This window comes from Chelativorans multitrophicus, from assembly GCF_011317445.1.
In the GTDB taxonomy this organism is placed as follows: Bacteria; Pseudomonadota; Alphaproteobacteria; order Rhizobiales; family Rhizobiaceae; genus Chelativorans; species Chelativorans multitrophicus.
In genome coordinates this window covers 1-23,455 of the sequence record NZ_JAAAPL010000004.1, presented here as the reverse complement: position 1 = coordinate 23,455, position 23,455 = coordinate 1, and the positions used below count along the sequence as shown (strand labels likewise).

General features: G+C 64.5%; 22 protein-coding genes and 1 pseudogene. 5 read left to right on the top strand and 18 right to left on the bottom strand.

Annotation, left to right across the window (positions count from 1 at the left end; genetic code table 11):
• Positions 1-20 precede the first annotated feature (20 nt).
• The 7 genes from GNP00_RS18205 to arcC form a co-directional block, all read right to left on the bottom strand.
• Positions 21-1,550 (bottom strand): thymidine phosphorylase family protein, encoded by a 1,530-nt coding sequence (locus GNP00_RS18205; protein WP_011583188.1) that lies wholly within the window; start codon positions 1,548-1,550, stop codon positions 21-23.
• Positions 1,547-2,905 carry an MBL fold metallo-hydrolase RNA specificity domain-containing protein gene (locus GNP00_RS18200; RefSeq protein WP_166016198.1) on the bottom strand — a complete coding sequence of 453 codons (1,359 nt, stop codon included), beginning with the start codon at positions 2,903-2,905 and terminating at the stop codon, positions 1,547-1,549. The genes GNP00_RS18205 and GNP00_RS18200 overlap by 4 nt, the downstream gene beginning before the upstream one ends.
• An 8-nt stretch (positions 2,906-2,913) precedes the next feature.
• Positions 2,914-5,283: a phosphoketolase family protein gene (locus GNP00_RS18195; protein ID WP_011583186.1), complete on the bottom strand. Its 2,370-nt coding sequence runs from the start codon at positions 5,281-5,283 to the stop codon at positions 2,914-2,916.
• 52 nt (positions 5,284-5,335) lie between these two features.
• Positions 5,336-6,352, bottom strand: a complete 1,017-nt coding sequence (locus tag GNP00_RS18190; RefSeq protein ID WP_049764872.1) for a ribose-phosphate pyrophosphokinase — start codon at positions 6,350-6,352, stop codon at positions 5,336-5,338.
• The gene (locus GNP00_RS18185) at positions 6,349-8,460 is read right to left on the bottom strand and encodes a heavy metal translocating P-type ATPase (RefSeq protein ID WP_011583184.1); all 2,112 of its coding nucleotides are present in this window, start codon (positions 8,458-8,460) and stop codon (positions 6,349-6,351) included. The genes GNP00_RS18190 and GNP00_RS18185 overlap by 4 nt, the downstream gene beginning before the upstream one ends.
• A gap of 192 nt (positions 8,461-8,652) precedes the next feature.
• On the bottom strand, positions 8,653-9,093 hold the full coding sequence (locus GNP00_RS18180) for a universal stress protein (protein ID WP_011583183.1): 441 nt from the start codon (positions 9,091-9,093) through the stop codon (positions 8,653-8,655).
• A gap of 21 nt (positions 9,094-9,114) precedes the next feature.
• The gene (gene arcC / locus GNP00_RS18175; RefSeq protein WP_011583182.1) at positions 9,115-10,026 is read right to left on the bottom strand and encodes a carbamate kinase; all 912 of its coding nucleotides are present in this window, start codon (positions 10,024-10,026) and stop codon (positions 9,115-9,117) included.
• Positions 10,027-10,278: 252 nt separating this feature from the next.
• On the opposite strand from arcC, the gene copM (GNP00_RS18170) reads away from it, so the two are divergent.
• Entirely contained in the window at positions 10,279-10,722 is a 444-nt protein-coding gene (gene copM / locus GNP00_RS18170) for a CopM family metallochaperone (protein ID WP_011583181.1), read from the top strand.
• Positions 10,723-10,746: 24 nt separating this feature from the next.
• A complete protein-coding gene (locus GNP00_RS18165; protein ID WP_011583180.1) occupies positions 10,747-11,235 on the top strand; it encodes a hypothetical protein in 489 nt (162 codons plus the stop codon).
• Positions 11,236-11,318: 83 nt separating this feature from the next.
• Here the strand turns inward: GNP00_RS18165 and GNP00_RS18160 are convergent, their stop codons facing one another.
• The 3 genes from GNP00_RS18160 to GNP00_RS18150 all read right to left on the bottom strand — a co-directional run bounded on the left by GNP00_RS18160 (position 11,319) and on the right by GNP00_RS18150 (position 13,673).
• On the bottom strand, positions 11,319-12,569 hold the full coding sequence (locus GNP00_RS18160; RefSeq protein WP_343034292.1) for a cyclopropane fatty acid synthase: 1,251 nt from the start codon (positions 12,567-12,569) through the stop codon (positions 11,319-11,321).
• A gap of 170 nt (positions 12,570-12,739) precedes the next feature.
• Positions 12,740-13,384 carry a methyltransferase family protein gene (locus GNP00_RS18155; protein ID WP_166016196.1) on the bottom strand — a complete coding sequence of 215 codons (645 nt, stop codon included), beginning with the start codon at positions 13,382-13,384 and terminating at the stop codon, positions 12,740-12,742.
• Between the two features lie 22 nt (positions 13,385-13,406).
• A complete protein-coding gene (locus tag GNP00_RS18150; protein ID WP_011583177.1) occupies positions 13,407-13,673 on the bottom strand; it encodes a DUF2933 domain-containing protein in 267 nt (88 codons plus the stop codon).
• Between the two features lie 591 nt (positions 13,674-14,264).
• Between GNP00_RS18150 and copM (GNP00_RS18145) the strand changes: the two genes are divergently transcribed.
• Positions 14,265-14,669 (top strand): CopM family metallochaperone, encoded by a 405-nt coding sequence (gene copM, locus GNP00_RS18145; RefSeq protein WP_011583176.1) that lies wholly within the window; start codon positions 14,265-14,267, stop codon positions 14,667-14,669.
• Positions 14,670-14,734: 65 nt separating this feature from the next.
• Here the strand turns inward: copM (GNP00_RS18145) and GNP00_RS18140 are convergent, their stop codons facing one another.
• On the bottom strand, positions 14,735-15,082 hold the full coding sequence (locus GNP00_RS18140; RefSeq protein ID WP_011583175.1) for a hypothetical protein: 348 nt from the start codon (positions 15,080-15,082) through the stop codon (positions 14,735-14,737).
• A gap of 966 nt (positions 15,083-16,048) precedes the next feature.
• Here GNP00_RS18140 and GNP00_RS18135 point away from each other — a divergent pair.
• A complete protein-coding gene (locus tag GNP00_RS18135) occupies positions 16,049-16,852 on the top strand; it encodes a helix-turn-helix domain-containing protein (protein ID WP_166016195.1) in 804 nt (267 codons plus the stop codon).
• Positions 16,853-16,883: 31 nt separating this feature from the next.
• Here the strand turns inward: GNP00_RS18135 and GNP00_RS18130 are convergent, their stop codons facing one another.
• Positions 16,884-17,777: a DMT family transporter gene (locus GNP00_RS18130; protein WP_011583172.1), complete on the bottom strand. Its 894-nt coding sequence runs from the start codon at positions 17,775-17,777 to the stop codon at positions 16,884-16,886.
• 39 nt (positions 17,778-17,816) lie between these two features.
• Positions 17,817-18,470 carry a sigma factor-like helix-turn-helix DNA-binding protein gene (locus GNP00_RS18125; protein WP_011583171.1) on the bottom strand — a complete coding sequence of 218 codons (654 nt, stop codon included), beginning with the start codon at positions 18,468-18,470 and terminating at the stop codon, positions 17,817-17,819.
• A gap of 314 nt (positions 18,471-18,784) precedes the next feature.
• On the opposite strand from GNP00_RS18125, the gene GNP00_RS18120 reads away from it, so the two are divergent.
• Positions 18,785-19,810: a LysR family transcriptional regulator gene (locus tag GNP00_RS18120; RefSeq protein ID WP_011583170.1), complete on the top strand. Its 1,026-nt coding sequence runs from the start codon at positions 18,785-18,787 to the stop codon at positions 19,808-19,810.
• 31 nt (positions 19,811-19,841) lie between these two features.
• Here the strand turns inward: GNP00_RS18120 and GNP00_RS18115 are convergent, their stop codons facing one another.
• The 5 genes and pseudogenes from GNP00_RS18115 to GNP00_RS18095 all read right to left on the bottom strand — a co-directional run.
• Entirely contained in the window at positions 19,842-20,117 is a 276-nt protein-coding gene (locus GNP00_RS18115) for a DUF2274 domain-containing protein (protein WP_011583169.1), read from the bottom strand.
• Positions 20,118-20,160: 43 nt separating this feature from the next.
• Positions 20,161-21,327 (bottom strand): TraB/TrbI/VirB10 family type IV secretion system protein, encoded by a 1,167-nt coding sequence (locus GNP00_RS18110; protein ID WP_011583168.1) that lies wholly within the window; start codon positions 21,325-21,327, stop codon positions 20,161-20,163.
• Complete coding sequence (gene trbG, locus GNP00_RS18105) at positions 21,324-22,310, bottom strand: P-type conjugative transfer protein TrbG (RefSeq protein ID WP_011583167.1); 987 nt, start codon at positions 22,308-22,310, stop codon at positions 21,324-21,326. Before trbG ends, GNP00_RS18110 begins: the two co-directional genes overlap by 4 nt.
• Complete coding sequence (gene trbF / locus GNP00_RS18100) at positions 22,307-22,996, bottom strand: conjugal transfer protein TrbF (protein WP_011583166.1); 690 nt, start codon at positions 22,994-22,996, stop codon at positions 22,307-22,309. Before trbF ends, trbG begins: the two co-directional genes overlap by 4 nt.
• A pseudogene (locus GNP00_RS18095) lies at positions 22,993-23,455 on the bottom strand (P-type conjugative transfer protein TrbL); the annotation flags it as partial. The pseudogene GNP00_RS18095 and the gene trbF, both read right to left, overlap by 4 nt.

Here is a 23,455-nt window from a genome sequence, read left to right as displayed (position 1 = left end):
CCGGCCTGGCCGGAGCCTCCTCAAGCCTCGATCTCGACAATATCCCCGGCGCGCGCGGCATAGTCGAGCGCGTAGGCAAGCTCGCCCGTTGTCTCGGCATGGACATGGAGCAGGGGTTGCCCGCGATCGATTTCGTCGCCGAGCCGAACGTCCATATGGACGCCCCCCGCCTTCGATTCCGGAGCGCCTGCGAGCTTGGCGAGGCGTGACAGCTTACGATTGTTGATATGAACCACCCGTCCGGCGCGCGGAGCGACAAGCGGATGGACATGAGCCGCCCTGGGGGGTGCGCGCAGCCCGCCCTGCGCCTCGCAGATCGCCTCGAACTTCTTCCATGCCCGACCATCGGCAAGCGTCTCCAGCGCGAGCGCGGTTCCTTCTCCCTTGCCGGCCTTGCGTCCGATCTCCAGGGCCGCGCCGGCCAACGTGGCGGCGCGCCGGCGCAGATCGTCCGGGGCGTCGGACGCATTTTGCAGCACGGCAAGCACGTCGAACGCCTCGAGAGCGGGACCGATGCCGCGGCCGACCGGCTGGGATCCATCGGTCTGCACGCATGTGGCCGCGAGGCCGAAGCGGGACGCGACCGCCGTTATCCGGGAGGCGAGATGAGATGCCGCATCTTCTCCGCGAACCTTCGCCGTGGGACCCACCGGAATGTCGATGACGACATGGGTGGAGCCGGCGGAGATCTTCTTGGAAAGCACCGAGGCGATGAGCTGACCCTCGGTGTCGACGTCGAGCTCGCGCTCGACCCGCACGAAGATGTCGTCGGCCGGGCTCAGATGGACGGCGCCGCCCCAGGCGATGCATCCGCCTTCCGCCTCGACGACACGCCTCAGCGTGGCAAGATCGAGATCGACCGGGGCCAGCGTCTCCATCGTGTCGGCGGTGCCGGCCGGCGAGGTGATGGCGCGCGAGGAGGTCTTGGGCATTACGAGCCCATTGGCCGCGACGATCGCCACGACGATGGGCGTGGTGCGATTTCCGGGCAAGCCGCCGACACAGTGCTTGTCGACGACGGTGGGAGCGTCCCATTCCATCCTGTCACCGACCGCGATCATGGCGCCGGTCAGATCGGCGGTCTCGTTCTCGTCGAGAGGCAGCGCCGCGCTCGCGGTCAGAAAGGCGGCCAGGTGGACGTCGGTGTAGCGACCGGCGGCGACGTCCCTTACGATCTCGGACAGGGCCTGGGCATCGAGGCGGTGGCCATAGATGCGGCGCCGCACGCTTGCGAGCGATTCCAGCGCGGGCGGGTGGCTGACCCGGACCTCGTCGCCTTCCGCGACGCCGAGGAGGTCCCAGGCCGTTTCCGAGAGACCGACCTCGTCGTGGCTGAGCACGGCGTCGCCGTCGACCTGAAACAGCGTCGCATGCACCTGCCGGGCTCCGTTGGTGAGGAGAACCTGCGAACGTGCCGCCAACCCTTCCGACCTGCAGACGTGACAGTCCGTGTGCATGACGACGACCGGCTGGTGCTGGGTGTGCAACAGCAGGCGTCGAACGCGGAGAGATGGCTGCTCGGGACCGGCGGGAGAGACGAGCGCGGTCATAGGTCGAACACCTGATCCTGACGGGGCACAGTGGCATTCCAGCCCAGCTCGCGATCGATCCGGATGCGCAAGGCCTCGGAGGCTTCATCCTCGCCATGAACGATGAAGACGCGGGACGGCCCCCGTTCGAATCCCGAGAGCCAGCGCATCAGCTCGTCGGCGTCGGCATGGGCCGAGAGCATCGACAGATCGTCGATCTCTGCCCTGACGGGCACCCATTGGCCATGGATCCTGATCTCCCGCGCGCCCTGGACCATGGCGCGGCCCCGCGTCCCGGCGGCCTGATAGCCGGAAAACAGGATGGTGTGCTTCGGATCGGACGCGAAGGCCTTCAAATGGTGAAGGACGCGACCGCCCGTCGCCATGCCGCTCGCCGAGATCACGATCTTGGGCCACGGGCTGGCAGTGATCGCTTTGGAGCCTTCGACATCGCGGGTGTAGGTCGCGATCTTGCAGATCGCGGCGCATTCATCGTGGGTGAGGCGATGATCTCCGCTATGAGCGTGTAACAGGTCGGGCGCGTCGATCGCCATCGGGCTGTCGAGATAGATCGGAACATTGGCAAGGCGGCCGGCGGTCTTCAGCTTCCAGAGATGATAGAGGACGGACTGCGCCCGGCCGACCGCGAAGGCGGGGATGACGACCGTGCCGCCACGCTTGACGGTGCGCTCGACGATCTCTCCCAGCACTTCGGTCGTATCGGCGGGATCGTGGATGCGGTTGCCGTAGGTGGATTCGACGACGATATAGTCGGCCTCTGGCACGGGAGCCGGATCGGGGAGCATCGGATCGCCGTAGCGCCCAAGATCGCCGGAAAACGCGATGCGGCGGCCGGCCAATTCGATTTCGGCGCTCGCCGCACCCAGGATGTGGCCGGCGTGGCGGAACGTCAGGGTCGCGCCGCCCGGAAGCTGAACGGCCTTGTCGAACGGCACGATGGAGAAGAACTCCATTGCGCGTTCAGCATCCCGTACACCGTAGAGCGGCAGGGCCGGCTTGTGTTTGGAAAAGCCCTTGCGGTTGGCGTATTCGGCGTCCTTCTCGTTGAGGAACCCGCTGTCTTTCAGGATCAGTTCGGCCACGTCGCGGGTCGCGGCCGTGGCGTAGATGCGACCTTTGAAACCGTCGCGCACGAGTTTCGGCAGGTAGCCCGAATGGTCGAGATGGGCATGGGTCAGCACCACGGCGTCGATGCTGGATGGGGCGACCGGCAACGGCTCCCAGTTCAACTCGCGCAGGTTCTTGAGACCCTGGAACAGGCCGCAATCGATCAGGATGCGCCTGTCGCCGTTGGTCAGGAGATGTTTCGAGCCGGTGACGGTGCCGGCACCGCCGAGAGAGGTGAGAGTGAGCATGAGGGCCTTCAGATCGTAAATGCGGCGATGTCGCCGGGGTGGCCGCGTCCGTCCACGGCGTCCCGCTCGGCAGGCGCGAGGAGGTCGTCTCGGCACCAGCCGGCAAGCGGGACGGCGGCGTCGACCAGATGCGCCCAGGAGCAGCGGTTGGCGAACAGCATGCCCGATACGTCCAGCGTGCCGCCCCGGCTGATATAGCCGCGCGCGGCCGTCGTCTGTGGGCCGGAATCCAGTCGCCGGAGCAGGCCGAGCATGGGTTCGGGCCGGGTGTGGGAGACGATCAGGCGCGGCATGGCCGCCGGGAACAGGGCGGCCAGTTCCTCGTCGCTCGCCGTGAAGGCTGCCTCGAGGGAATCGCGTGGGATGCGGAAGCGGCCGGGCTCGGACAAGGCGGTGACGAGGACACGGTGACCGTGCGTCCTGAGGCGATGGGCGGCTTTCAGCGCCTCCTCGAGTTGATAGGCTCCGATGGCGACGATCTGAAGCTCGGCGCTTGTCGCTTCGCCCTCGACATGCGCCGCGCCCCCCGTGACGAAACGTGCCGCCGCCTCGGCATCGAAGCGGTGCGGCATGTCGCGCTTGGAGACGATCAGACAGGCCACTTGGCCGCGCCCCTCGTAGACGGAGCGCAGGGCAGCCATGGCGCTGTTGGCGTCGACCGGGAAGAGCACGCGCGCGGTGTCGGACATCTCGCCGAGCAGCGCCTCGCCGATGGTCGGGTCCTGATGCGACTGCTCGTTCTTCGAGTTTTCCCACGTATGGGAAGTGACGACGAGGGGCACTGAGATCCAGCCGGGTTCCTGGCCGGTTTCGCGCTGACGCCGGGAAAAGACGATCTCCTGACGCAAGCCTCCCAGCATCTTCATGGCGAAGGCTTCGTAGCTGACGATCAGGTTGATCCCGCCCTTGTTGGCGAGCGCCGCGCCCGCCACCGCTTCCTCGTTGAGCGCGGTGATGACGGCCCCGTCGACGGCGTCGGCGACGCCGGGCTCGGACGCGTTGACGCGATGGCGCAGCCTGTCGAGCGCGGCGCCCATATGGTTGGAGCGCAATTCGTCGGGATTGCCGACGCGCGGGCGAAGGCCGGGGTTGGCATCCACGACGCGGACGAACCAGCGGTCGACCGCGTGCATGGCGCAATCGGGCGGGTCGCCGGCGACAGTCCAGTCCGGCTCGGGCAGGTCGGGCGCGGGCGGGTTGCGCGTGCCGAGCGGATGCCGGCTTTCGGGCACGCGGCCCTGCCGGTCATGGACGGCGATTTCGGCGACCGCGCGCTCGATCTCTTCGGGGGGCACGAACAGCGCCTGCGTCGCTTCGTTGAACGCTTTCCTGGCTGGCTCGTCGCGCGCCGGATTACCGCCGAGCGGCAGATTGTGCGCGGCGTTGGTGCCCGCTCCCGGAAAGCCGAAGCCCTTGACCGTCTCGGCGATCACGTAGGGAACGGGCGCGGGATAGGTTCGGCCGGGATCGGCGGCGAAGCGTTCGAGCCGGGTTTCGGCCTCCATGATGGCGCAGGCGATGGCGGCGGGATCGCGGCCGTCGACGATGAAAGGATCGAAGCCGTTGAGCCTCAGATGGTCGACCAGCCAGTCGGCGCCGCCCTGCTGGGCGATCTGGACGCGCTCCTCGATCCGGCGGCCGTTGAGGATCATGACCGGGATCGCGAGGCCGGAATCCTCGGCCCGCCACCAGCGCGGGGTCCAGTCCGATCCGCGCTGTTCCTCGAAGGCGCCGTCGCTGAGGAAGGCGACGAGGCTTTCGCCCGGCAGCGGCGCATGGACGTACTGGACCTCGGCGAAGCCGAGATAGCCGCCTTCGGAGATCGCGCCGGCCGTGTTCGGCCCGGCATGGCTGCCGAGCGGCACGGCGACATTGCCCTTGGCGTCGATGGCGTAGGAGTAGAAGTCGGCTGCAAGCTGCGAGAGACCTTTTTCGCTGCGGTCGTAGCGGCCCTTCTGGGCGGCCGAAACGTCCCCGGTGAGTGCGTTGACCGCCTCGATCGCGGCGACGCAGTGGCCTTGGCCCATCAGCCATGAACGGGTCTTCGCGGTGATCGCGTTGGCCGCGAGATAGCCGACGAAAGCGGGCACCATGTTGAGCGAGCCGCCGGTGTGGCCTTCTGGCGTCGGCTTGAACGCCTCGGCCGGCAGCGGTGCGCCGGAAAGGTCGACCCGGCTGGCATAGGTCATGTGGACGACGGTCCACATGGCGGATGAGGTCAGGCGATCCGCGGCGATGAGGATGCGGTAGAGGGTATCGGGGTCGATGCGCCCGGACGCGGCCAGCGCTTTGATGCGCTCCACCGTTTCATCCGTGTGCGCGATCGGGCCGTATCCCTTGCGCCAGGTCCCGAATGCTTCTGTTGCCGTTTCGTTCATACCGTCGCCGCTTTCAATCAGTTGTTCTTGTTCGTCAGCTCACGCCGCCGGTTCAGGGCGGCGGATCGCTGGCGGGAAAGGAATCGAAGCCCGCCTGCTCCACCTCGTCCAGGGGCTCGGGCGGACGCCGATGACGCACGAGATCCGCATCGTCGGCGGCCGATGACGCGATGGCGCCCGCGATCACGCCGGCGAGCGAGACGGCATTGCTCTCGTGCGGCACCGAATCGGACGAGACGATCCGGTCGCAGAGAGGGGCGAGGCGCTGGAAGGAATCCTCGGCGAAAATCGCATGCACCACCGCGACCACGGGACGGGCGAAGCCCTGTAGCGGGAGTTGGCGGGCGGCCTCGATGAGCGTGTGCCCTGAGGATGCGATATCGTCCGCGAGCACGGGCTGCCGGCCGCGCCACCCGGTAAGGTCCGGCAGCGCGATTTCGACATTGCGGTCACCATGGCGAACCTTGCGCAGCACCGCATGCGGCGCGCCGATGCGCGCGGCGATGGCCGAGACCCATTGTTCGCTTTCCTCGTCGGGGCCGACGATCAGGGGCTTCTCGACCGCGCTGGCGATCCAGTCCGCCAGCAGCGGCGCGGCATGCAGGGTAATGGTGGGGATCGTGTAGAGCGCCGATAGCGCCGGGTAGCGATGGAGATGCGGATCGACCGTCACCAGCCTGTCGAAGCTCGACGAGACGAGCCGCGCGAAGCTCCTCGAGGTGATCGCCTCACCGGGCTGGAAGCGGCGATCCTGCCGCATGTAGGATAGGTATGGCGCGATCAGGTTGACTTCCCGCGCGCCGAGCGAACGGGCGGCGTCGGCAACGAAGATCAGGCGCAGGAAGCCATCATCGGGCCTCGCGAGCGTCGAGACAAGATCGACCGCCTTGTCCTTCACATCCGAAAGGATGCGGACGTAGGTCTCGCCGTCCGGGAAGCGGCGCGTCGCCAGCGCGCCGAGTTCCCAACCGCCGTCGTCGGCAAGGCGCCGCGCGAACGTCTCGTTGCCCGGCAGTGGAAGGATCAGCCGCATGACGGACTTCCCCGGTTCGTCGGCGAACGTCGTCATTTGTGCCGCCTGTAGGAGCGCAGGAACTGGGCGTTGATGGCGACGATGACGGTGCTGGCCGACATGAAGACGGCGGCCACGGCCGGCGTCATCATGAAGCCGGTTCCGAAGGTGATGCCGGCCGCCATCGGGATGGCGATCGCGTTGTAGCCCGTCGCCCAGATCAGGTTCTGCACCATCTTGCGGTAGGTGGCGCGCGAGAGGCCAAGGATCGCGCCCACGTCGCGCGGGTCGCTCCTGACCAGCACCACATCGGCGGATTCGACGGCCACGTCGGTGCCCGCGCCGATGGCGATCCCGAGATCGGCCACCACCAGCGCGGGGGCATCGTTCACCCCGTCCCCGACCATTGCGACCGAGAGCCCGCGCGCTTGCAGTTCCTCGATCTTCTGCGATTTCTGATCGGGCAGCACCTCGGCGAAATACTCGGTGATGCCGAGTTCTTCCGATACCGCCTTTGCAACGCCCTCGGCATCGCCGGTGAGCATGATGGAGCTGATCCCGAGGGACTTGAGTTCGGCGATGGCTTCCTTCGATTCCGGACGGATGATGTCGGCCAGCGCGAAGAGCGCACGCGGTTCGCCGTCGCGCACGAGGACGACCACGGTCTTGCCCTGCGATTCAAGCTGCTTGAGCCGCTCGTGACCGACCGGCGTGCCTTGCCGTGCCAGATAACCGGGGCTGACGATGCGCAAATCCTTGCCGCCGACCTTTGCCACGATGCCTTCGCCGGTGATGTTGCTGACCTCGCTCGCCCTGGGAACGGTCAGGCTCCGGTCCTTCGCCTCGGCGACGATGCCGTGGGCGATGGGGTGCTCGGACTGGCTTTCGGCCGCGGCCGCATAGGCCAGTTCCTCGTTCTCGTCGCCACCGGCCAGCAGCACGATGTCGCTGACCCCGAAGCGACCCTCGGTCAGCGTGCCGGTCTTGTCGAAGACGGCGGCGTTGAGATTGCGCGCTCGCTCGAAGGCGGCGCGGTCACGGATCAGCAGGCCGTTGCCGGCCGACAGCGACGTGCTCACCGCTACGACGAGCGGAACGGCGAGGCCGAGCGCGTGCGGACAGGCGACGACCATCACCGTCACCATGCGCTCCATCGCGAATTCGAACGGCGCACCCAGCACCAGCCACCAGACGACGAGCGTACCGAAGCCGACGACAAGCGCGATGTAGGTCAGCCATGAGGCGGCGCGGTTCGCGAGGTCCTGGGTGCGGGATCGCGTGGCCTGCGCCTTTTTGACGAGGTCGATGACCTGCGCCAGATAGGTGGCGTCGCCGGTGGCGGTCACCTGGATGGTCACGGCATTGGCGCCGTTGATCGCGCCGCCGATGGCGGTCGCGCCCACGGTCTTGGAGACCGGCCGGGATTCCCCGGTCAGCATCGCTTCGTTGAAGCCCGACGATCCTTCGACGATCTCTCCGTCGACGGGCACCTTGGCGCCCGGCCGCACCAGCACGCGGTCGCCGGGCTGCAGCGCCGAGATCGCGACCTCGTGCGTGGTGCCGTCCGCGTCGATCCTCGTCGCGCTGTCGGGAAGCAGTCGGACGAGCTCTTCCAGGGCGCGCGAGGCGCCCATCACCGAGCGCATCTCGACCCAGTGGCCCAGCAGCATGATGGCGATCAGCGTCACCAGCTCCCAGTAGAACTCCTGGCCGGGGAGACCGAAGGTGACGGCGGCCGAAAAGAAGTACGCCGCCGAGATCGCCAATGCGATCAGCGTCATCATGCCGGGCTGGAGCTTGCGCAACTCGGAGGTGAAGCCGGTCAGGAACGGCCAGCCGCCGTAGAGATAGGCGATGGTCGAGAGCACGAAGAGAACGTAGCGGTCGCCGGGAAAGGCCAGCGCTTCGGCGAGGCCGAGCCAGTGCTGGATCATCGGCGAGAGCAGCAGGACCGGAGGCGTCAGGACCAGCGTGACCCAGAAGCGGCGGCGGAAATCGGCGACCATCGCACCATGGTCGTGGCCGCCATGACCGCCATGTCCGGAATGGCTCGAGCCGGCAGCCGCTACGATTTTGGGATCGCCATAGTAATCGTCGCCACCTCTATGCCCGGTCGCGTGGGTCTGATGGTTCTGATGGCCGTGGTGGGAATGGGGTGAACTCATCAGGACTGTCCTTGATCTGGTCGCGGCCATGGTGCGAAAGCATGTTACTTCAGTCAGGAACCTCGCCCCATCCCGGCATCGAATCTTTGATCGAGGTTAAAGTCTCCGTCGGCGAGTTGTTTGGCGAGTGGCACCCGTCGCCCGGCTTCTCGCCCGGCTGACAAATTGCACGACGCGGATGGTTGAACGAAGCTATCTCACGACGAGCACGGGAATCGGCGACTGGCTCACCACCTCGCTCGTCTGGCTGCCGAGCAACAGCCGGCCGAGCCCACGGCGGCCGTGCGACGCCATGACGATCAGCGAGCAGCCTTGCTCCGAGGCAATTTCGAGGATGGCTTCTGCCGGGCGTCGACCGGGAAGGTGGCGCGTCTCACAGGAAACGCCGAGCTTTGCGGCGTCGGCCTTGATGGGCTCGAGAAGCTCCTTGGCGAATTTGACCTGATCCGCGTCGTAGCGTTCGAACTCTTGGGGTCCAAGAGCCCAGCCCTCTCCCGCATAGATCGGGAACGGCTCGGTCACCGTCACGACTGTGACCTTCGCATCAAGGCTCCTAGCCAGCGAAAGTCCATGATCGACGCCCTTGCGGGCAAGCTCCGATCCGTCGGTGGTGATGAGGATGTGCTTATACATGGCCGTGATGTCCCTTCCGTTTCATTGAAGCGAGAATGTCGTGCCTGAGCGCCGTTCGAGGATCGCGCGGGCATCCTCCAGCTTGCCGATTCCCGCGATCCGCCCCTTCGCCGACGCGAACGCAGCGGCCGCCTCGACCTTGGGGCCCATGGAGCCGGGCGGGAAGTCTCCGGGATCGATCTCATCGGGGCGTATGCGCTCGATCCGACGCTGATGCTCGGTGCCCCACGCCTTGTAGACGCCGTCCACGTCGGTGAGCATCAAGAACGCGTCGGCGGACACCTCTTCCGCCAAAAGCCCGGCGGCGCGGTCCTTGTCTATCACGGCCTCGACGCCGACGAGGTCGCCATCATCGTTCCGGATCACGGGAATGCCGCCGCCCCCAGCGCAAATCGCGATCACACCGTTCTCCACAAGGAGGCGGATGGTCTCGATCTGGGTGATGCGTCCAGGCAAGGGCGAGGCGACCACGCGCCGCCATTTGCCTGGGCTTTCCTCGACGAGTGGCCAGTCATGGTTCTTCCTGACCGTCTCGGCTTCCTCCGGCCCGTAAATCGGCCCGATCGGCTTTTCCGGTCGCTGGAAGGCGGGATCGTTGCGGTCGACCTCGATCTGGGTGAGCAGTGTCCCGATGCGCGTTCCAGCGGGCAACGCATTGGCCAGTTCCTGCTCGACGAGATAGCCGATCATGCCGATACTCTCGGCGCTGATGATGTCGAGCGGGAAAGGCGGAACGTCCTTGTACGCCGCCGCCTGGAGCGCGAGCAGGCCCACTTGCGGCCCGCTACCGTGGGCGACGACGATCTCGTGATCGCGCGCAAGAACGGCGAGCGCGCGTGCCGCCGTGCGAGCGTTAGCGCGCTGCACGTCCGCCGTCATCGGCTCGCCGCGCTTGAGGAGCGCGTTTCCGCCTAGCGCCACGACGACCCGCATGTATCGCTCCCATCCCTGAAACCATGCCGCCGCGCACCGCGCCTGGTGCGAAAGGCGGACCGAACTCGATCGTTCTCCCCATCTCGGGGGCCGTCCGGAACTGCATATTGCTGGACTGAAAGTCTCGATCGCAGCGAGTGCGTGTTCTTTAATCCAGATCAAGTCTTGGCACGACGACGGCCGCTAGTTTTCGGGATGACGTGCTTCTCTCTGAACATTTCGTGGGAGGCGCGCGAAAAAGGGGATGTCGCAATGCAACTCTTTGGACGAATCGCCCTCGTCGCTGGGCTAGCCATCCTTCCGATGGGCGTGATGGCACAAACCGATCCGCATCACCCGGACGGGAATGGTGAGCACGCCGAGTCCGCTCCCGTTCAGCAATCGGGACCCATGATGCAGATGATGGAAGGCATGATGGCGGAGCGCATGGCGACGATGCCAGAAGCCTCGCGAGCCTATATGGGGGCGATGATGGGCATGCACGCGCCCATGATGGAGGCGATGCAGGAAGAGAACGCCGACGTCGCGTTCGTCAAGGGCATGATCGCGCATCACCAGGCCGCGATCGACATGGCCCGAGCGGCTCTCGAGTTCGGTGAGGACGAGCAAAGCCGCCAATGGGCGCAGGAGATCATCGACGCTCAGCAGGCCGAGATCGACGCAATGCGAGCGTGGCTGTCTGACCGCGGCGAATAGGCTGCAGATCCGGAGGATAGCGAGATGGTCAAGCGCAAACCGTCAACGCTGAGATTGTTCGCCGGGCGAACCCTGTCCGCAACCCTCGGCGCGCTTCTCGTGTCGGCAGGCTTGGCGTCGGCCGACGACGGCTACCAATCGGCCGATGGGCTTTCGGTGTATCTCGGCATTATGCCGGCTTCCGTCGTGCGCGGCCATCCCTCCGATCATGCGGAAGGCGCGATGCACGGCGGAGCACCCAGTGGACGGCACCCTCAGCACATCGTCGTCGCCGTCTTTGACACTCGGACAAGCGACCGGATCGAAAACGCCGAGATCGTGGCGACGGTCTCCTCGCTCGGCCATGTCAGCCATGAGCGGATCGATCTGGAACCGATGTCGATCGCCGGCACGATCACTTATGGCGGCTTCGTGAACTTTCCTGGCCGCAGCCGGTACGAGATCGAACTGTCGATTTCGATCCCGGACCGGGACCGGCCGACCCACCTTACATTCTCCAGCGATCATCAGTAGTCACGTCGATTGGGTGCCGCGGCCGCGCAACGCGGAGCGGAAGGCCAGGGGTTGCGCAGAGGCGAACGCGATAGAGCAATTGATTATACCGCGCTTGCTCGGTCCTCGGCGTCGGAGCTGGAGGCGCGGAGGCGTGCTTCTTCGGCGCCAATGTAATCGCGCCTGAGCGGAACACTCGTCTGCCGCTTCGCAATCTGCATCTGAAAGACCATCATGCCCTGATGGCGAAACGCCATTTCCGAAACCGCAAGGTAGAACTCCCAAAGGCGCGCGAAGCGCTCGTCGTAGAGGTCGACCGCCTCATCGCGCCGGGCAAGGAACCGCTCCCGCCAGTGGCGGAGTGTCTCGGCGTAGTGCAATCGCAGGATCTCGATGTCCGTGACCACAAGCCCTGAGCTTTCCACGGCCGGAAGGACTTCAGAAAGGGACGGGATATATCCGCCCGGAAAGATATATTTTGCAATCCACGGATTGGTGAAGCCTGGCCGGTCGAACCGCCCGATCGAATGCAGCAAGAGGACGCCGTCGTCCGCGAGCAGATCATGGCTCTTGCGAAAGAACTCTCTGAAGTGGTTCACGCCGACGTGCTCGAACATGCCGACCGACACGATACGATCGAACCTGCCCTCGATCTCGCGGTAGTCGCGAAGCTGGAAATTCGGCCGCTCGCCGTGAGGCGCTGCCGCGGCCCGCTGGCGGGCGTATTCATGCTGCTCTTTCGAGAGGGTGATGCCGGTCACCTCGGCCCCATAGGTCTCGGCCAGGAAGAGCGCTAGTCCTCCCCAGCCGCAACCGATGTCGAGAACCGACGCGCCAGACTGCACAAGAAGCTTCGCGGCAATATGCCGTTTCTTGGCGGTTTGCGCCTCGTCCAGTGTCAGGTGCGGCTCCTCGAAATAGGCGCAGCTATATTGCCGGTCGCGGTCGAGAAACAGATCGTAGAGCCGGCCGTCGAGATCGTAGTGATGAGCGACATTCCGCCTGGACCGTTTTCGCAGGTTGTGTTGATGGATTCGACGCAGCGCGAGCCGGGTTCCCGACAGCAGTCGTGAGGCGAACTGCCGTTGGAGAGCGTCGCCCTGCGACAGGAGAAGATCCAGCAGATCGGCGATGCTGCCGTTCTCAATCAAAAGCTGGCCATCGGCGTAAGCTTCTCCGAGCCGCAATTCAGGGTCTGCAAGCACGCGCCGCTGCGCGGCCTTGCAAGCAAAGCGAACCGAAATGGGCGGACCGCTGTCGTCCCCGAACACTTTTGTGTTGCCCCGGGCTGTTGTGAGTTGAAGCGAGCCTTTGTTGATCAGGCGATCAAGCGTTCCGAACAGAATTGCGTCCACGTGCCAATACCATGCTTTGCGAGATAACCAGAGCATGGCGACATTGGAGCGAGGTCGAGCATCCAGACTTTAAAGTGGATCAATGAGTTGATGGCATTGATCGTCCGATGTCAGGCGCACGGCTTGTCCTGGCGCCGCTGGGCTTTCCCGTGGGCCGAATGCGCTTCGGATCAAGCCGGCCTGGCGACCAGGCGCGGGAAATATCCCGGCACGTCCCGCATGTAGCGCGCATATGCTTCCCCATGCTGATCTAGCACTTCCTGCTCCTCCCGGCGGGCAAGCCGCCAATACATGATGACGAGGATCGGGAACATCACGGCGGTCAGCAGGGTCGGCCACTGGAGCAGGAACCCAAACATGATGAGGACGAAGCCCACATACTGGGGATGACGCACCCAGGCGTAGACGCCGGTAGTGGCGAGCACGCCCTTCTTCTGAGCGTCGTAGAGGACCTTCCACCCCGAAGCGATAAGCATGAACCCGCCACCGATGAAGACGAAACTGAGAAGGTGAAACGGTTCGAAATGCGGATTCAGCCGCCAGCCAAGCAGCGTCTCCAGAAGATGGCCAGCATCGTGGGATAGCCAGTCGATTTGGGGATAGCGCGACTGTAGCCAGCCCGAAAGAAGATAGATGGTCAACGGAAATCCATACATCTCGGTGAACAAAGCGACGATGAACGCGCTGTAGGCGCCGAAAGAACGCCAGTCGCGTGTTGTCGACGGCTTGAAGAAGCTGAACGCGAAGAAGATGAACACGGCCGAGTTGAGAAATACCAGCGACCAGAGGCCGTAAGCTTGAACGTCTTCGTGCATGTCTGCCTGCTTCCCTGGACGCTTAGTGTTGGTGGGGAGGATTGTCAGAACGCTTCGTAGACGAGCTTCCGTCGTGTTCGTGGCCACCGTGGCTTCGGTGCATGAAAATATGGAGCAGCGGACAGGCCAGGATGATCAGCCAAGGCAGCCACCCCAGCAGGTGCGCTCGATGCTCGGCGATCAGGTAGAAGGCGCCGATGGCGAGGAAACCCCAAAGCGCTATGGTTGCCGCCGAGGGCGACCGAGGAGGTTGGTCGTAGTTGCTAGGCTGTCTCGCATTGCGTGCCATATCCGTTGTCGACCTTTCTGACGGAGCAGATCCGTTTGGACGTAGGCGACGCAACGGCGCGTTAGAGCAGGATTGATCGCGCCCGCGTCGGTTGTTGGTCGTTCAACAGTGCTCGCGCAAGGGGGCAAGAACCTTGATCTCTGTTATAGTTTTGTCTGGGTGGGCGACGAAGTGGAATCGGTTGTGGGCGAGGCAGGGTCCGTCCGTCTCGCTCGTCGCGTTTGCTTCTGGAATCGCCAATGCGCGTCGGCAGTCGCGCGGACTGGACGCGGATGGCGTCAAAACTTAACCCAGATCAATCTTCGCCGAAGGGCCACCAGCTAGGATTTGGAATGTGAGACTTCGTGACAGAGAGCCATTCGTTCCGTCTCGAATTGCCTTGCCGATGATTTCGATGGTCGTTTTGCTGAAGTTTGCGGTTAAGGAAGAGCGTTTGCACCGGGCCGGCGTCGAGGGGTTCGTCAGATCGCAGCGACGTTCTTGATCTCGGTTAAAGAGTCGACCGGATCGACGTGGAGACTGATCTCGCAGACTGTGCCGAAAATCCGGCGCGAGACCTGTCGGGAAAAACCACACTGAAAGGAACGTGCCATGAAAATGCAGAAACTTATGATTACGTCGGTCGTGGCGGCTGGTCTCGGCTTTGCGGCTTCGATTCCAGCATGGTCGCAGGCCGACCACGGCGCGATGCACGGCGGACCAGCCGCCGGCGAGACTTCCGTGTCGCCCGATGATGATCCGGCGGTTCGCGGCTACGTCGATGCCATGGAAACGATGCACGCGGCGATGTCGACCATGGACTATAGCGGCAACCCGGACGTGGATTTCGCCCGCGGCATGATCCCGCACCATCAGGCCGCCATCGACATGGCGCGCGTCGTTCTTGAGCACGGTTCCGATCCGGAGATCCGCGCGCTTGCGGAAGACGTGATCTCAGCCCAGGAAGCCGAGATCGCGCAGTTGGAGGAATGGCTCCGCGCGAACGCTCCCCAGTAGGCGTTATTGCATGGAGAATGGGAGGCGCTGCACGGCGCCTCCTTCTTTTTTGGTAGCCTGCGGCCTCACGCGTCCGGCAAGGTCTCGAACGAGGTGACGAGGTCGTTGACCGTGCGCGCGCAGGAGCCGAGGCGGACATCGATGCCAGCGGCCCGGAGCCTGTCACGGTCGGGAACAGCCACGTAGCCGCAAATGAGGCGAGTTGCACCACTGGCAAGGATCAGGTCGCAAGCGGACTCGGTCGTTCGGGCAACATTGGCGCGATACCGTCGACGCCGCTCCACGGGATCGACTACGAGGAGCCCATCGCTCTTGGCGAAAAACGGGCTTAGAGCATACCTACGTTGGTCGCGGGCGACGAGCAGGGCCACGCTATGATTTCGATCAGACGAGGGTGAGGCTATCGATGCCATTCCTGGGCCGTGAAAGAGCCAGTCGGACTAGTCATTGAACTGTCACTATCATCGCCCCGGTCGCGCCGCACTTTAATCTCGATCAAGTGAGGTCACAAAGGCACGTCGGTTGACCTCGCGATCTCCCGGCAGGCCATGCGAGCGGGGCTGGCGAGGGTTTGGTGGCGCTGACCGTCGTTGGCAACAACGGTTGATCTGGATCAAGGCGGCGCGTGTTGCATTATCGTGTAGTGCAGCGGCGTGGTCTTGCGCGTGCAATGCGATGGGGTAGGCTCTCCGTCGGATGAAGCGTGAAGGAGCGCAGGGTCGCCAACGGAGCGGATTGGGCAGATGCTCAGGTTTCTGGCATTGCTGGTCGTCTGCACGGTTTCCTTTCTCATGCAGGGGGAACCGGCGTCCGCGCACGAAGCCAGGTTCGTTCCGCTTCAATCCATAACCCAGCCCGACGCTGTGGCGGATGTTGTCCTCACGGCATCGACTCCGGGTAACGACTGCTCGTCCCGAGTATCGTGCTGCACCATGACGTGCGCACCCTGCAAGCTACCGCTGCCAGGGCATCGCGGCGAGTTTCTCTGGAGGTCGGTCGAAGCGTCAGCCGTGCCTGGCCTCCGCGATGACTGCCTCCGAACGATCATCCTCAGCAGAGACCCTCCGGTCCCGCGACCCAGCTTCGTCTAGGTCGTTTCCTCGCCTGCACTGACCATGCCGATATGCTCGCGTGCCCGCTCCCTCTGAGGGAGTGGCAGCGGCCACGGACGTGGCGGAGGCGTCGCTTCGGCGCGGCGAGGTTCTTCTTCAGGACAACTTGCTGGCTGCGATCGCAGTCGCTGCAACGGGCCATGCGCCCGGAGGTGTAATATGAGCTGGGATCGAGCGTCCTTATCAACAGAGGTAGCCCGGTCGCTCTTCCGCGACGAATGGGACGATTTTGAACGCGGACGGAGCAGACCATTTTTTCGAGGATCGGTGACACGGGAAGCGGAACGCCCTCCGGGCCTTCCGCTCGATGAGTTGAGCAGGCGCCCAAAGCGCGGGGGCGACGGAAACGACGGCCAGAGCTGGGCTCCGGCTACGGGTCTGCCGCCGTCCACAGATGCGTATCGCCTGCTTCCGCGATACCGCAAGGGTGATCGCAAGATCGCGGCCGGCCGAGATCTGTTCAGTATAGGCGAGACGAACACCGCAATCTTCAACCTGCTGTCCGGATGGGTTGCGATCTACACGCTGTTGGAGGACGGCCGGCGGCAGATCGTCCATTTCGCACTGCCTGGGGCGGTGATGGGGATGCCGACCTCCAAGGGCGCCCAGGTCAGCTACAGCGCGCAGGCATTGACCGAGGTGGTCGTCTCCGTCATTCCGAGCACCGTGCTGTCAGCGGCCTCGCGGGACGATCCGGAGATGAGCATGCGGCTGGCGAGCGCGTTGGCGCGCGACACATCAATGGCCTACGACCATATGACCAGCATCGGACGCCGGACGGCCCGCGAGCGCGTGGCGCATCTATTGCTGGAGTTGTTTACGCGGTATCGCGCTCAATGGCCGGGCGACCGCATTGAGGAGATGGCGATCCCTCTCACCCAAGAGCAAATCGGGGACGCGACGGGCCTGACCTTCGTTCATGTGAACCGCGTGCTCGCCACGCTGCGCAAGGAGAAGATCGTGCATTTCCACTATAGGAGGCTTCGGATACTGGACCCGGATCGGCTCATAGAGGTCGCCGGCGTCGATCCGCAGACTGCCATGTCGTGGTTTCAGCGACGATCGGTCTGAATGGCGGCACCTGTTCGGCATGAGAGATGAACTACGTAGTCGGAGCGATTCGGCTCCGACTGTTTCGTTCAACGATCACGACGCCGATGCCCGTAAGAAGCAGCCCCAAAATCAACGGAGGTCCGATCTGTTCATCGAACATCGTAACTCCGAGCAAGAGGGCCAGCACAGGCGTTAGGAAAGTGAACGCATTGGCATGGCTGAGGGAAATCCGGTCGAGCACCCAGAACCAAAGCCAGTATGACAAGGCCGTTCCGGGAAGCGCCAACAGGGTCAGCGCGATGACAAAGTCGGCCGAAAGATGAATGTCGGAAGGCTGCTCTGTCAGCAGCGCCAGGATCGCGAGAGGCACCGCGCCGAGAAGGAGCTGTGCCGCCATCGCGACGAGGGGATCGATTCGGCTGCGAACCGTCTTCATCAGAACGTTGCTGACCGCGAGCCCGGAAGCGGCGAGGATTAGATAGGACAAGGCGAAGAGCTCACCGGGGCCATTCCCGATACCCAACCGTGGCATGGCGACCGTGACAATACCCAAGAAGCCGATCCCCAGGCCAATATACTGCGACGGTCGTAGACGTTCGGAGAGGAACGCGAACGCTAGGACCGCAGCGATCAACGGCTGGGTGTTGGTGAGAATTGTCGCGAGTCCTGGCGATACGAACTCTGCGGCGTGAAACATTCCGAAATATGCGAAGCCGGTCGCTCCCATTCCCATGGCGCCGAGCGCCATCCACATTCGGAGATCCATCGGGATCGGTCGTCTGAGGAGCGCAGCGACAAGTGCCAGCGACATGCCGGCAACGATCGCCCGCAGCGCGGCGAAGGTCATATGGGGCGCATGCTCCAGGCCGACCGTGATGAGCGGAAAGCAGAGTGCGTTGAGAAAGGCAACCAAGACGAGGATGGGCGTGAAGCGAGTGATCATGAACCCGTCCCAGGACGATGCGGCCGCAAAGGGCTGTCTTTACTTCGCTCGACCGGCGACGGCCGCGTGCTCGACTCGAAATTTCTCCGCCTTCTCGCAATGGCAGTCGAGGAATCCGTGTATCGGACACGTCCGACACATCTCTTCAAGGCGTTTGCGCAATGCACGGCGCCCGCGGTGCAGCCGCACGGTGACGTTGTTCAGTGACGTGCCGAGGCTCGCCGCGAGCCGGTCTCGTGGCTCCCCCAGGATGTCCGCGCGCCAGATGATGTCGGCGTATTCGGCCTTGAGCGTCGGCAGCAAACGATAGAGGCAGTTGCAAATGGCCGCGTCCAACTCGGCGTCGGGCTCGGCTTCGTGGCTTTCCAGGGTTTCGGGGCCCAGCTCCTCCTCGCGCTGGCGTCGGCGGATCACATCTCGTTGATGGTCAACGATCGTCGTCGCGAGTATCCTGCCTAGCCAACCGCGCACGGTGCGAACGTCGCGGAGCTGTGCGGCGCGCTCAAGTGCGCGAAGGGAGAAACGTTGAAGCACTTCCTCCGCCTCGTCCCGGTCGCGAAGACGATTCTGAAGAAAATGCAGTATTGTTTGCTGGGCCTCAACCAATGCGCGCTGCACTGCCGCGTCGTGAGGCTTTGAAGCCTCGCCTTCCCATGCCCCTTCTGGCATATCCTGATCTTCGTCGTCCGCCACCAAACCCTCCTTCTAAGCAGCAATCCCCAAGCGCTCGGCTGCCGAAGCTTGCTCCAACAAGTCGATGTTTCTCTCTCGTAAGTCTTTAATCCAGATCAAGATTTTGTCGCGCGCCGAATCTTAACCTGCTTAGCGATGTGGCGGAAACCGCTCGACAGGTTCCAGCACCGGCTGAATGAAGGCGATCGTCGAAGCTCGCTCCGTGCGAGTGCGAATAGCTTTGCGGACAATCCTCCCGAGCGCGTGTCGAAAGCTGACCTCCCTTTGCTGTGGCGGCCGTTTGGCGGATCTGCGTCAAAAACGGAGGCAACCGCATGAATGATGACCGGCGCGGGTGGCATATGCAGGTCGGGAACCAAGGTCATACTGATGAGAGCCCGCCACTCGATCTCCGGGCGCTTCGCTACGTGCTGGCAGCAGCCGAATATCTGAGCTTTCGTCGCGCCGCTGAAGCTCTCGACGCACATCCGTCGAGCGTCAGCAGGGGCGTGAGGGACTTGGAGGACGAAATCGGCGTCGCGCTTTTTGAAAGAGGCGCGTCAGGCGTTCGACTGACGGACGCTGGCGCGCGCTTTCTCGATCAGGTGGTCCCGGCGGTGAGACAGATCGGATCGGCGTTTCGAACGGCGGGCGCTGCCGGCCGGGTGGCGTCCGGCACCGTGCGGGTTGGCATCATCGTCTCGATAGCGGGCGGGTTCATGCGGAACCTCTTGCTTGACTACTCGTCCAAGCATCCGGAGGTGGCGGTCGAAGTCTACGATGGCGGTCGCCGGGAACACGTCACGGCCCTGCGGTCGCGGCAGCTCGATGTTGCCTTCTTTTCTGGAAGCGGCGAGATTCCCGATTGTGAGATCGCGGAGTTGTGGCACGAACGTGTCCACGTTGCGGTTCCGGTCAGCCATCCCCTTGCGAACTTAGAGCGCGTCGATTGGCCGATGCTCCGGGACGAGCAATTCATCGTAACCAGACGTGAGCCAGGTCCCGAGGTTCATGACTACATCGTGCGTCGGGTGGCCGACTTCAGCACATATCCGCGGGTGGAGCGCAAGCCCTGCACTCAGGAGACGCTGATGAGCCTTGTCGCACTCGGCCAAGGCATCACCCTGGTCTCCTCGGTATGGACTGAGGTGCGCATGCCCGGCCTCGTCTTTCGTCCCCTCACAGCATGCGAGGATGTCGTTCCGTTCAGCGCGGTATGGTCGCCGGACAATGACAATCCCGCTCTTCGCCGATTCGTCTCGGTCGCCTACCTTCTTGCCGGCCGGTCGCGCCACGGCAAGGCGCTTACTGTTCGAGCGCAACGCCCGAACGGCGGCGGACGAGATCGCTTCGAGTCCTAACCGAGGCCCTCGGGAAACAGGTTCGATGCGCTCACGCGCCCGGTTCGTGTCGGCGCGCCGGGTCGGCAACGGTCTTCAAACGATTGTCGGTGCGGTCCTTCCTGGCCTTGCGGTTGCGCCAACCGCGATCAGAGCGCAGAAAATCCTCCAGCATGTGCGGAATCAGCGCGATAGCGTCGACCGGCTCATAGAGCCGACTATGCTCAGCGGCATATTGCTCAAGTTCCTCGCTCAACGGCTCCGGCAACATGATGGTCCTGCGGACGTAGCGGATCTTGGGCAACGGCCCCAGCTTCAGATCGGACATGGCGCGCCTCCTGCGGTGGTTGGAAAAGTTCGTTCCTGCCGCGTCAGTGTGCGGCGTAGGGCTCGAGAACGAGGTCGCGAGTAACGACGACGCGCATCGGGAACCCCGGACGGATTGTGAGGGTCGGGGCGACCTGCAATTGTCGCTGGATGATCTGCTGGCCCGCGTCGTTGACCGTGTCGCCAGCGCCCCGGCGGATCGCCTGGATAAGCCTGTCCTCGTCGCTCATGGCCATGTTTGTGCCGATCGCAAGCAGCGTTGAAAGACCAGCGGCCTTGGCCAGGTCCCACCAATGATAGTCGACCTGATCTTCGAGGCCCGCATAGCCCTGGGTATCGACGCCCGGCTGCCTTTCGAGGACGATGGAGCGTCCGTTCGGGAAGATCAGGCGATTCCACACCAGCAAAATCCGGCGCTGACCGAATGTGACACCGGCGTCGTACTCCCCGATGATCCGGGTCCCCTGCGGAATCAGGACAAGGCTTCCGGTGGGGGAGTCGTAGACGTGTTGGGTGACCTGTGCTGTGATCTGCCCAGGCAGGTCCGATCGAATGCCGGTGATGAGGGCCGCCGGGATCACCGATCCGGCCTGAAGAACGTAGGGCGAGGCTGGTGCAGCGACGCGATCCGGCGCCACCGTTCGCCGGTCGACCTCGGCGTTGAGGAAGGTCAGATGCCTGTCCTGGCTCCCGGAACCTGTCGGGCTAGTCGCGCCGCCGAAGTTCGGCTGGAAGGATGGCAGGCCGGAGCTGGTGTCCGAGCGGGTCTGAAAAAAGAGCTGGCTGGTGCGTGCGGCCTCCATCTCCGCAAGCCGCCGCTGCTCCTCCGGGTCAGCCTGCGGCATCGGCATGGTCTCTACCGGAATGGGCCGGCCTTCCTCACGGGAGCGCACGATCGGTCCTCCCAGATCGCCCGGAAGTGGTGGTCCCAATTGTGGGATGCCGCTGTAGTCGGACGGCAGCCCCTGCAAACCATCGGCCGTTTGGCGGCGGTCGGTGGTGAACAGCTCCTCGCCTTGCCGCTGCCGATCGGCGGTCTGGAGCGCATAGATCAGCGCACCGCCGATGCCGAGGCCGGCAATGAGGCCGAGCCCGGTCAGCACCTTGCGCGAGACGCGGGTGACGCTTGGCGCCTCCGCCCGCAGCCGCATGGTCGTTGCCGTGTCGGCCGCGCCGATCCCCTCTCCCTTTCCGGTCTCGTTGGCGGTCATGTCGTCGGCCTCCCGTCAGTCCTGACGATCCGCACGATTTGCTGGCGATTGCCGCTGCCAAGCCGAAGTTCGGCCGCCCCGAAAAGGCGATCCACGATCAGGATGTTGTTGTGGACGCGGCTATTGACGATTTCTGGCTGACCGTCCGAGCCGATGACGAAGATCGGCGGCATCTCGCCCTGCACGATGCCGCGCGGGAACTCTATATAGACCCTCCGGCCGTCGTCATAGACCGAGATCGGACGCCACGGAGGTGCATCGCCGGTGAGGCCGTAGCGGTAGTTGCGCGACGCAACAGCCGGGATGATCGGTGCGGCGGGAGCGGTCTGGCGTTGCGAGGCCGGAGGTGTGGGATAGGCCCAGGCGACTGCCGGCATGTAGGGATTTTCGCCGGAGCGCAATTCGATCAGGTAAACGCGTCGGTCCGTGCTGACGACAAGGTTCGTGGTGATGTCAGGCCGGGTCGGCTTGACCAGAACATGCACGCGGCGGTTTGGGCCAGAGCCGCTTTCCGTATCCCCAATTATCCAGCGCGCCGTGTCGCCCGCCGCGATCGGACCGGCGCCGGTCAGGCTCTCGCCGGGCTCCAGCGCGATGGTGGTGATCTGGCCGGGAGCCGCGTAGACCTGATAGAGCGCGCCTTCGCTCCACGGATAAATCTGGATCGCATTGTAGTAGCCTTCACGCCGAGGCTCGACACGTGCGGCGAGATTGGCGTTTTCGACGCGGGCCGTCGGCGTCGAGGCGGCTGTCCCGCCCGTCGCCGGTGACCAGGCGGGCGGGACGTGGATTGGGCGGGGCGTCTCGTCGGTGACGGCGGCGGGCACCACGGGCAATGGGGGCACGTCGGCATCGTAGGTGATGTGCGGCGGTCGCGGCGCCGTTGCGCAGCCGGTAAGCGCGGTGGCCGATGCCAGCGCTGCGAGGAGGATACTGGCGCGGACGGCCTTGCGCCCATGCGCGAGTATGGTCGAATCGTTCATTGCCCCAGCTCCCGAGACCAGTTGATTGCATTGACGTAGACTCCCAAGGGATTGCGCCGCAGACGCTCGGCATCCCGCGGCGCCTGGATCGCGATGGTCAGGATCGCGGTCCATCGTTCGGTGCCGGCGAGCTGGCCGTTCTCGAAGCGGCGCTCCGTCCACGCGACGCGGAACGAATCCGGTGAAGCGCGGATGACGCTGGATACCTCGACACTGATCTGCTGACGGCCGACACGGGTGAACGGATCATTGGCGCGGGCATAGTCATTGAGCGCGACCGCGCCGCGGTCGGTCGTGAAGTCGTAGGCGCGCAGCCAATTTTGCCGCACGACGATGGGATCGGCAGGCAGGCCGCGAACCTGCTCGATGAATCGGGCAAGGTGGAAGGCGATCTGGGGGTCGTTGGGGCGATAGTCGGCGACCGCGGGTTCCACCGCACGGGCCTCTCCCCGGCTGTCGATCTCGACCACCCAGGGCACCACTGTCCCGCGTGCCGACTGCCAGACCAGAGCCGAGGCGAATCCCGCTGACAGAATCAGGCAGCCAAAGGCCATGTAGCGCCAGTTGCGGGCCTGCACGCGGGCAGAGCCGATGCGGTCGTCCCATGCCTGGCCGGCGCGTTGATAAGGGGTTTCCGGTTCCGGCGTCTTGCCGTAGCGGGTCATCGGTCGCTTGAAGATGTTCATGTGCGGTCACTCTGCGAAAGGCTGATGGAAGCACCGCCGCCGTGGCTATCGCCGGAACGGACGGCATGGGCGGCGGCGGAGACCCCATGGCTCATCGTCTGGCTGCGGCGCATGCGCTGGGCCCAGGCGGGCGGACCTCCCGTGGTCGAGGAAGCGGCAGCCTCGGGCTCACCGCCGATCGTTCCCATCGAGGAACTGCCGCCGGTCATGGCCGCCGCGGACCGACCGCCGGCGGCGTAGGACGAGCGCATGGACTCCGAGGCGCGGGATACTGCGCGCTTCACGGGTGCCATCGTGGCGCTGCCGCCGGCGCGGGCGACGCCGCCGAGGCCAGATGCGACGCCGGCTGCTCCACTTTGTCCGGCCGAGCCGAGCGAGTAGGCCGTCGCGGCGCCGCCTGCGGCGGCGGCTCCTCCACGTGCGACGGCCGCGCCACCAGAGAGGGCGGCTGCCCCGCCG

Coding starts and splice junctions, on each gene's coding strand:
- GNP00_RS18150 (WP_011583177.1), bottom strand. CDS start 13,673: ATGGCACGCAATGCGAGACAGCCTAGCAACTACGACCAACCTCCTCGG.
- GNP00_RS18185 (WP_011583184.1), bottom strand. CDS start 8,460: ATGAGTTCACCCCATTCCCACCACGGCCATCAGAACCATCAGACCCAC.
- GNP00_RS18165 (WP_011583180.1), top strand. CDS start 10,747: ATGGTCAAGCGCAAACCGTCAACGCTGAGATTGTTCGCCGGGCGAACC.
- trbF (WP_011583166.1), bottom strand. CDS start 22,996: ATGAACATCTTCAAGCGACCGATGACCCGCTACGGCAAGACGCCGGAA.
- GNP00_RS18155 (WP_166016196.1), bottom strand. CDS start 13,384: ATGCACGAAGACGTTCAAGCTTACGGCCTCTGGTCGCTGGTATTTCTC.
- copM (WP_011583181.1), top strand. CDS start 10,279: ATGCAACTCTTTGGACGAATCGCCCTCGTCGCTGGGCTAGCCATCCTT.
- copM (WP_011583176.1), top strand. CDS start 14,265: ATGAAAATGCAGAAACTTATGATTACGTCGGTCGTGGCGGCTGGTCTC.
- GNP00_RS18140 (WP_011583175.1), bottom strand. CDS start 15,082: ATGGCATCGATAGCCTCACCCTCGTCTGATCGAAATCATAGCGTGGCC.
- GNP00_RS18180 (WP_011583183.1), bottom strand. CDS start 9,093: ATGTATAAGCACATCCTCATCACCACCGACGGATCGGAGCTTGCCCGC.
- GNP00_RS18195 (WP_011583186.1), bottom strand. CDS start 5,283: ATGAACGAAACGGCAACAGAAGCATTCGGGACCTGGCGCAAGGGATAC.
- trbG (WP_011583167.1), bottom strand. CDS start 22,310: ATGAACGATTCGACCATACTCGCGCATGGGCGCAAGGCCGTCCGCGCC.
- GNP00_RS18190 (WP_049764872.1), bottom strand. CDS start 6,352: ATGACGACGTTCGCCGACGAACCGGGGAAGTCCGTCATGCGGCTGATC.
- GNP00_RS18130 (WP_011583172.1), bottom strand. CDS start 17,777: ATGATCACTCGCTTCACGCCCATCCTCGTCTTGGTTGCCTTTCTCAAC.
- arcC (WP_011583182.1), bottom strand. CDS start 10,026: ATGCGGGTCGTCGTGGCGCTAGGCGGAAACGCGCTCCTCAAGCGCGGC.
- GNP00_RS18205 (WP_011583188.1), bottom strand. CDS start 1,550: ATGACCGCGCTCGTCTCTCCCGCCGGTCCCGAGCAGCCATCTCTCCGC.
- GNP00_RS18120 (WP_011583170.1), top strand. CDS start 18,785: ATGAATGATGACCGGCGCGGGTGGCATATGCAGGTCGGGAACCAAGGT.
- GNP00_RS18200 (WP_166016198.1), bottom strand. CDS start 2,905: ATGCTCACTCTCACCTCTCTCGGCGGTGCCGGCACCGTCACCGGCTCG.
- GNP00_RS18115 (WP_011583169.1), bottom strand. CDS start 20,117: ATGTCCGATCTGAAGCTGGGGCCGTTGCCCAAGATCCGCTACGTCCGC.
- GNP00_RS18110 (WP_011583168.1), bottom strand. CDS start 21,327: ATGACCGCCAACGAGACCGGAAAGGGAGAGGGGATCGGCGCGGCCGAC.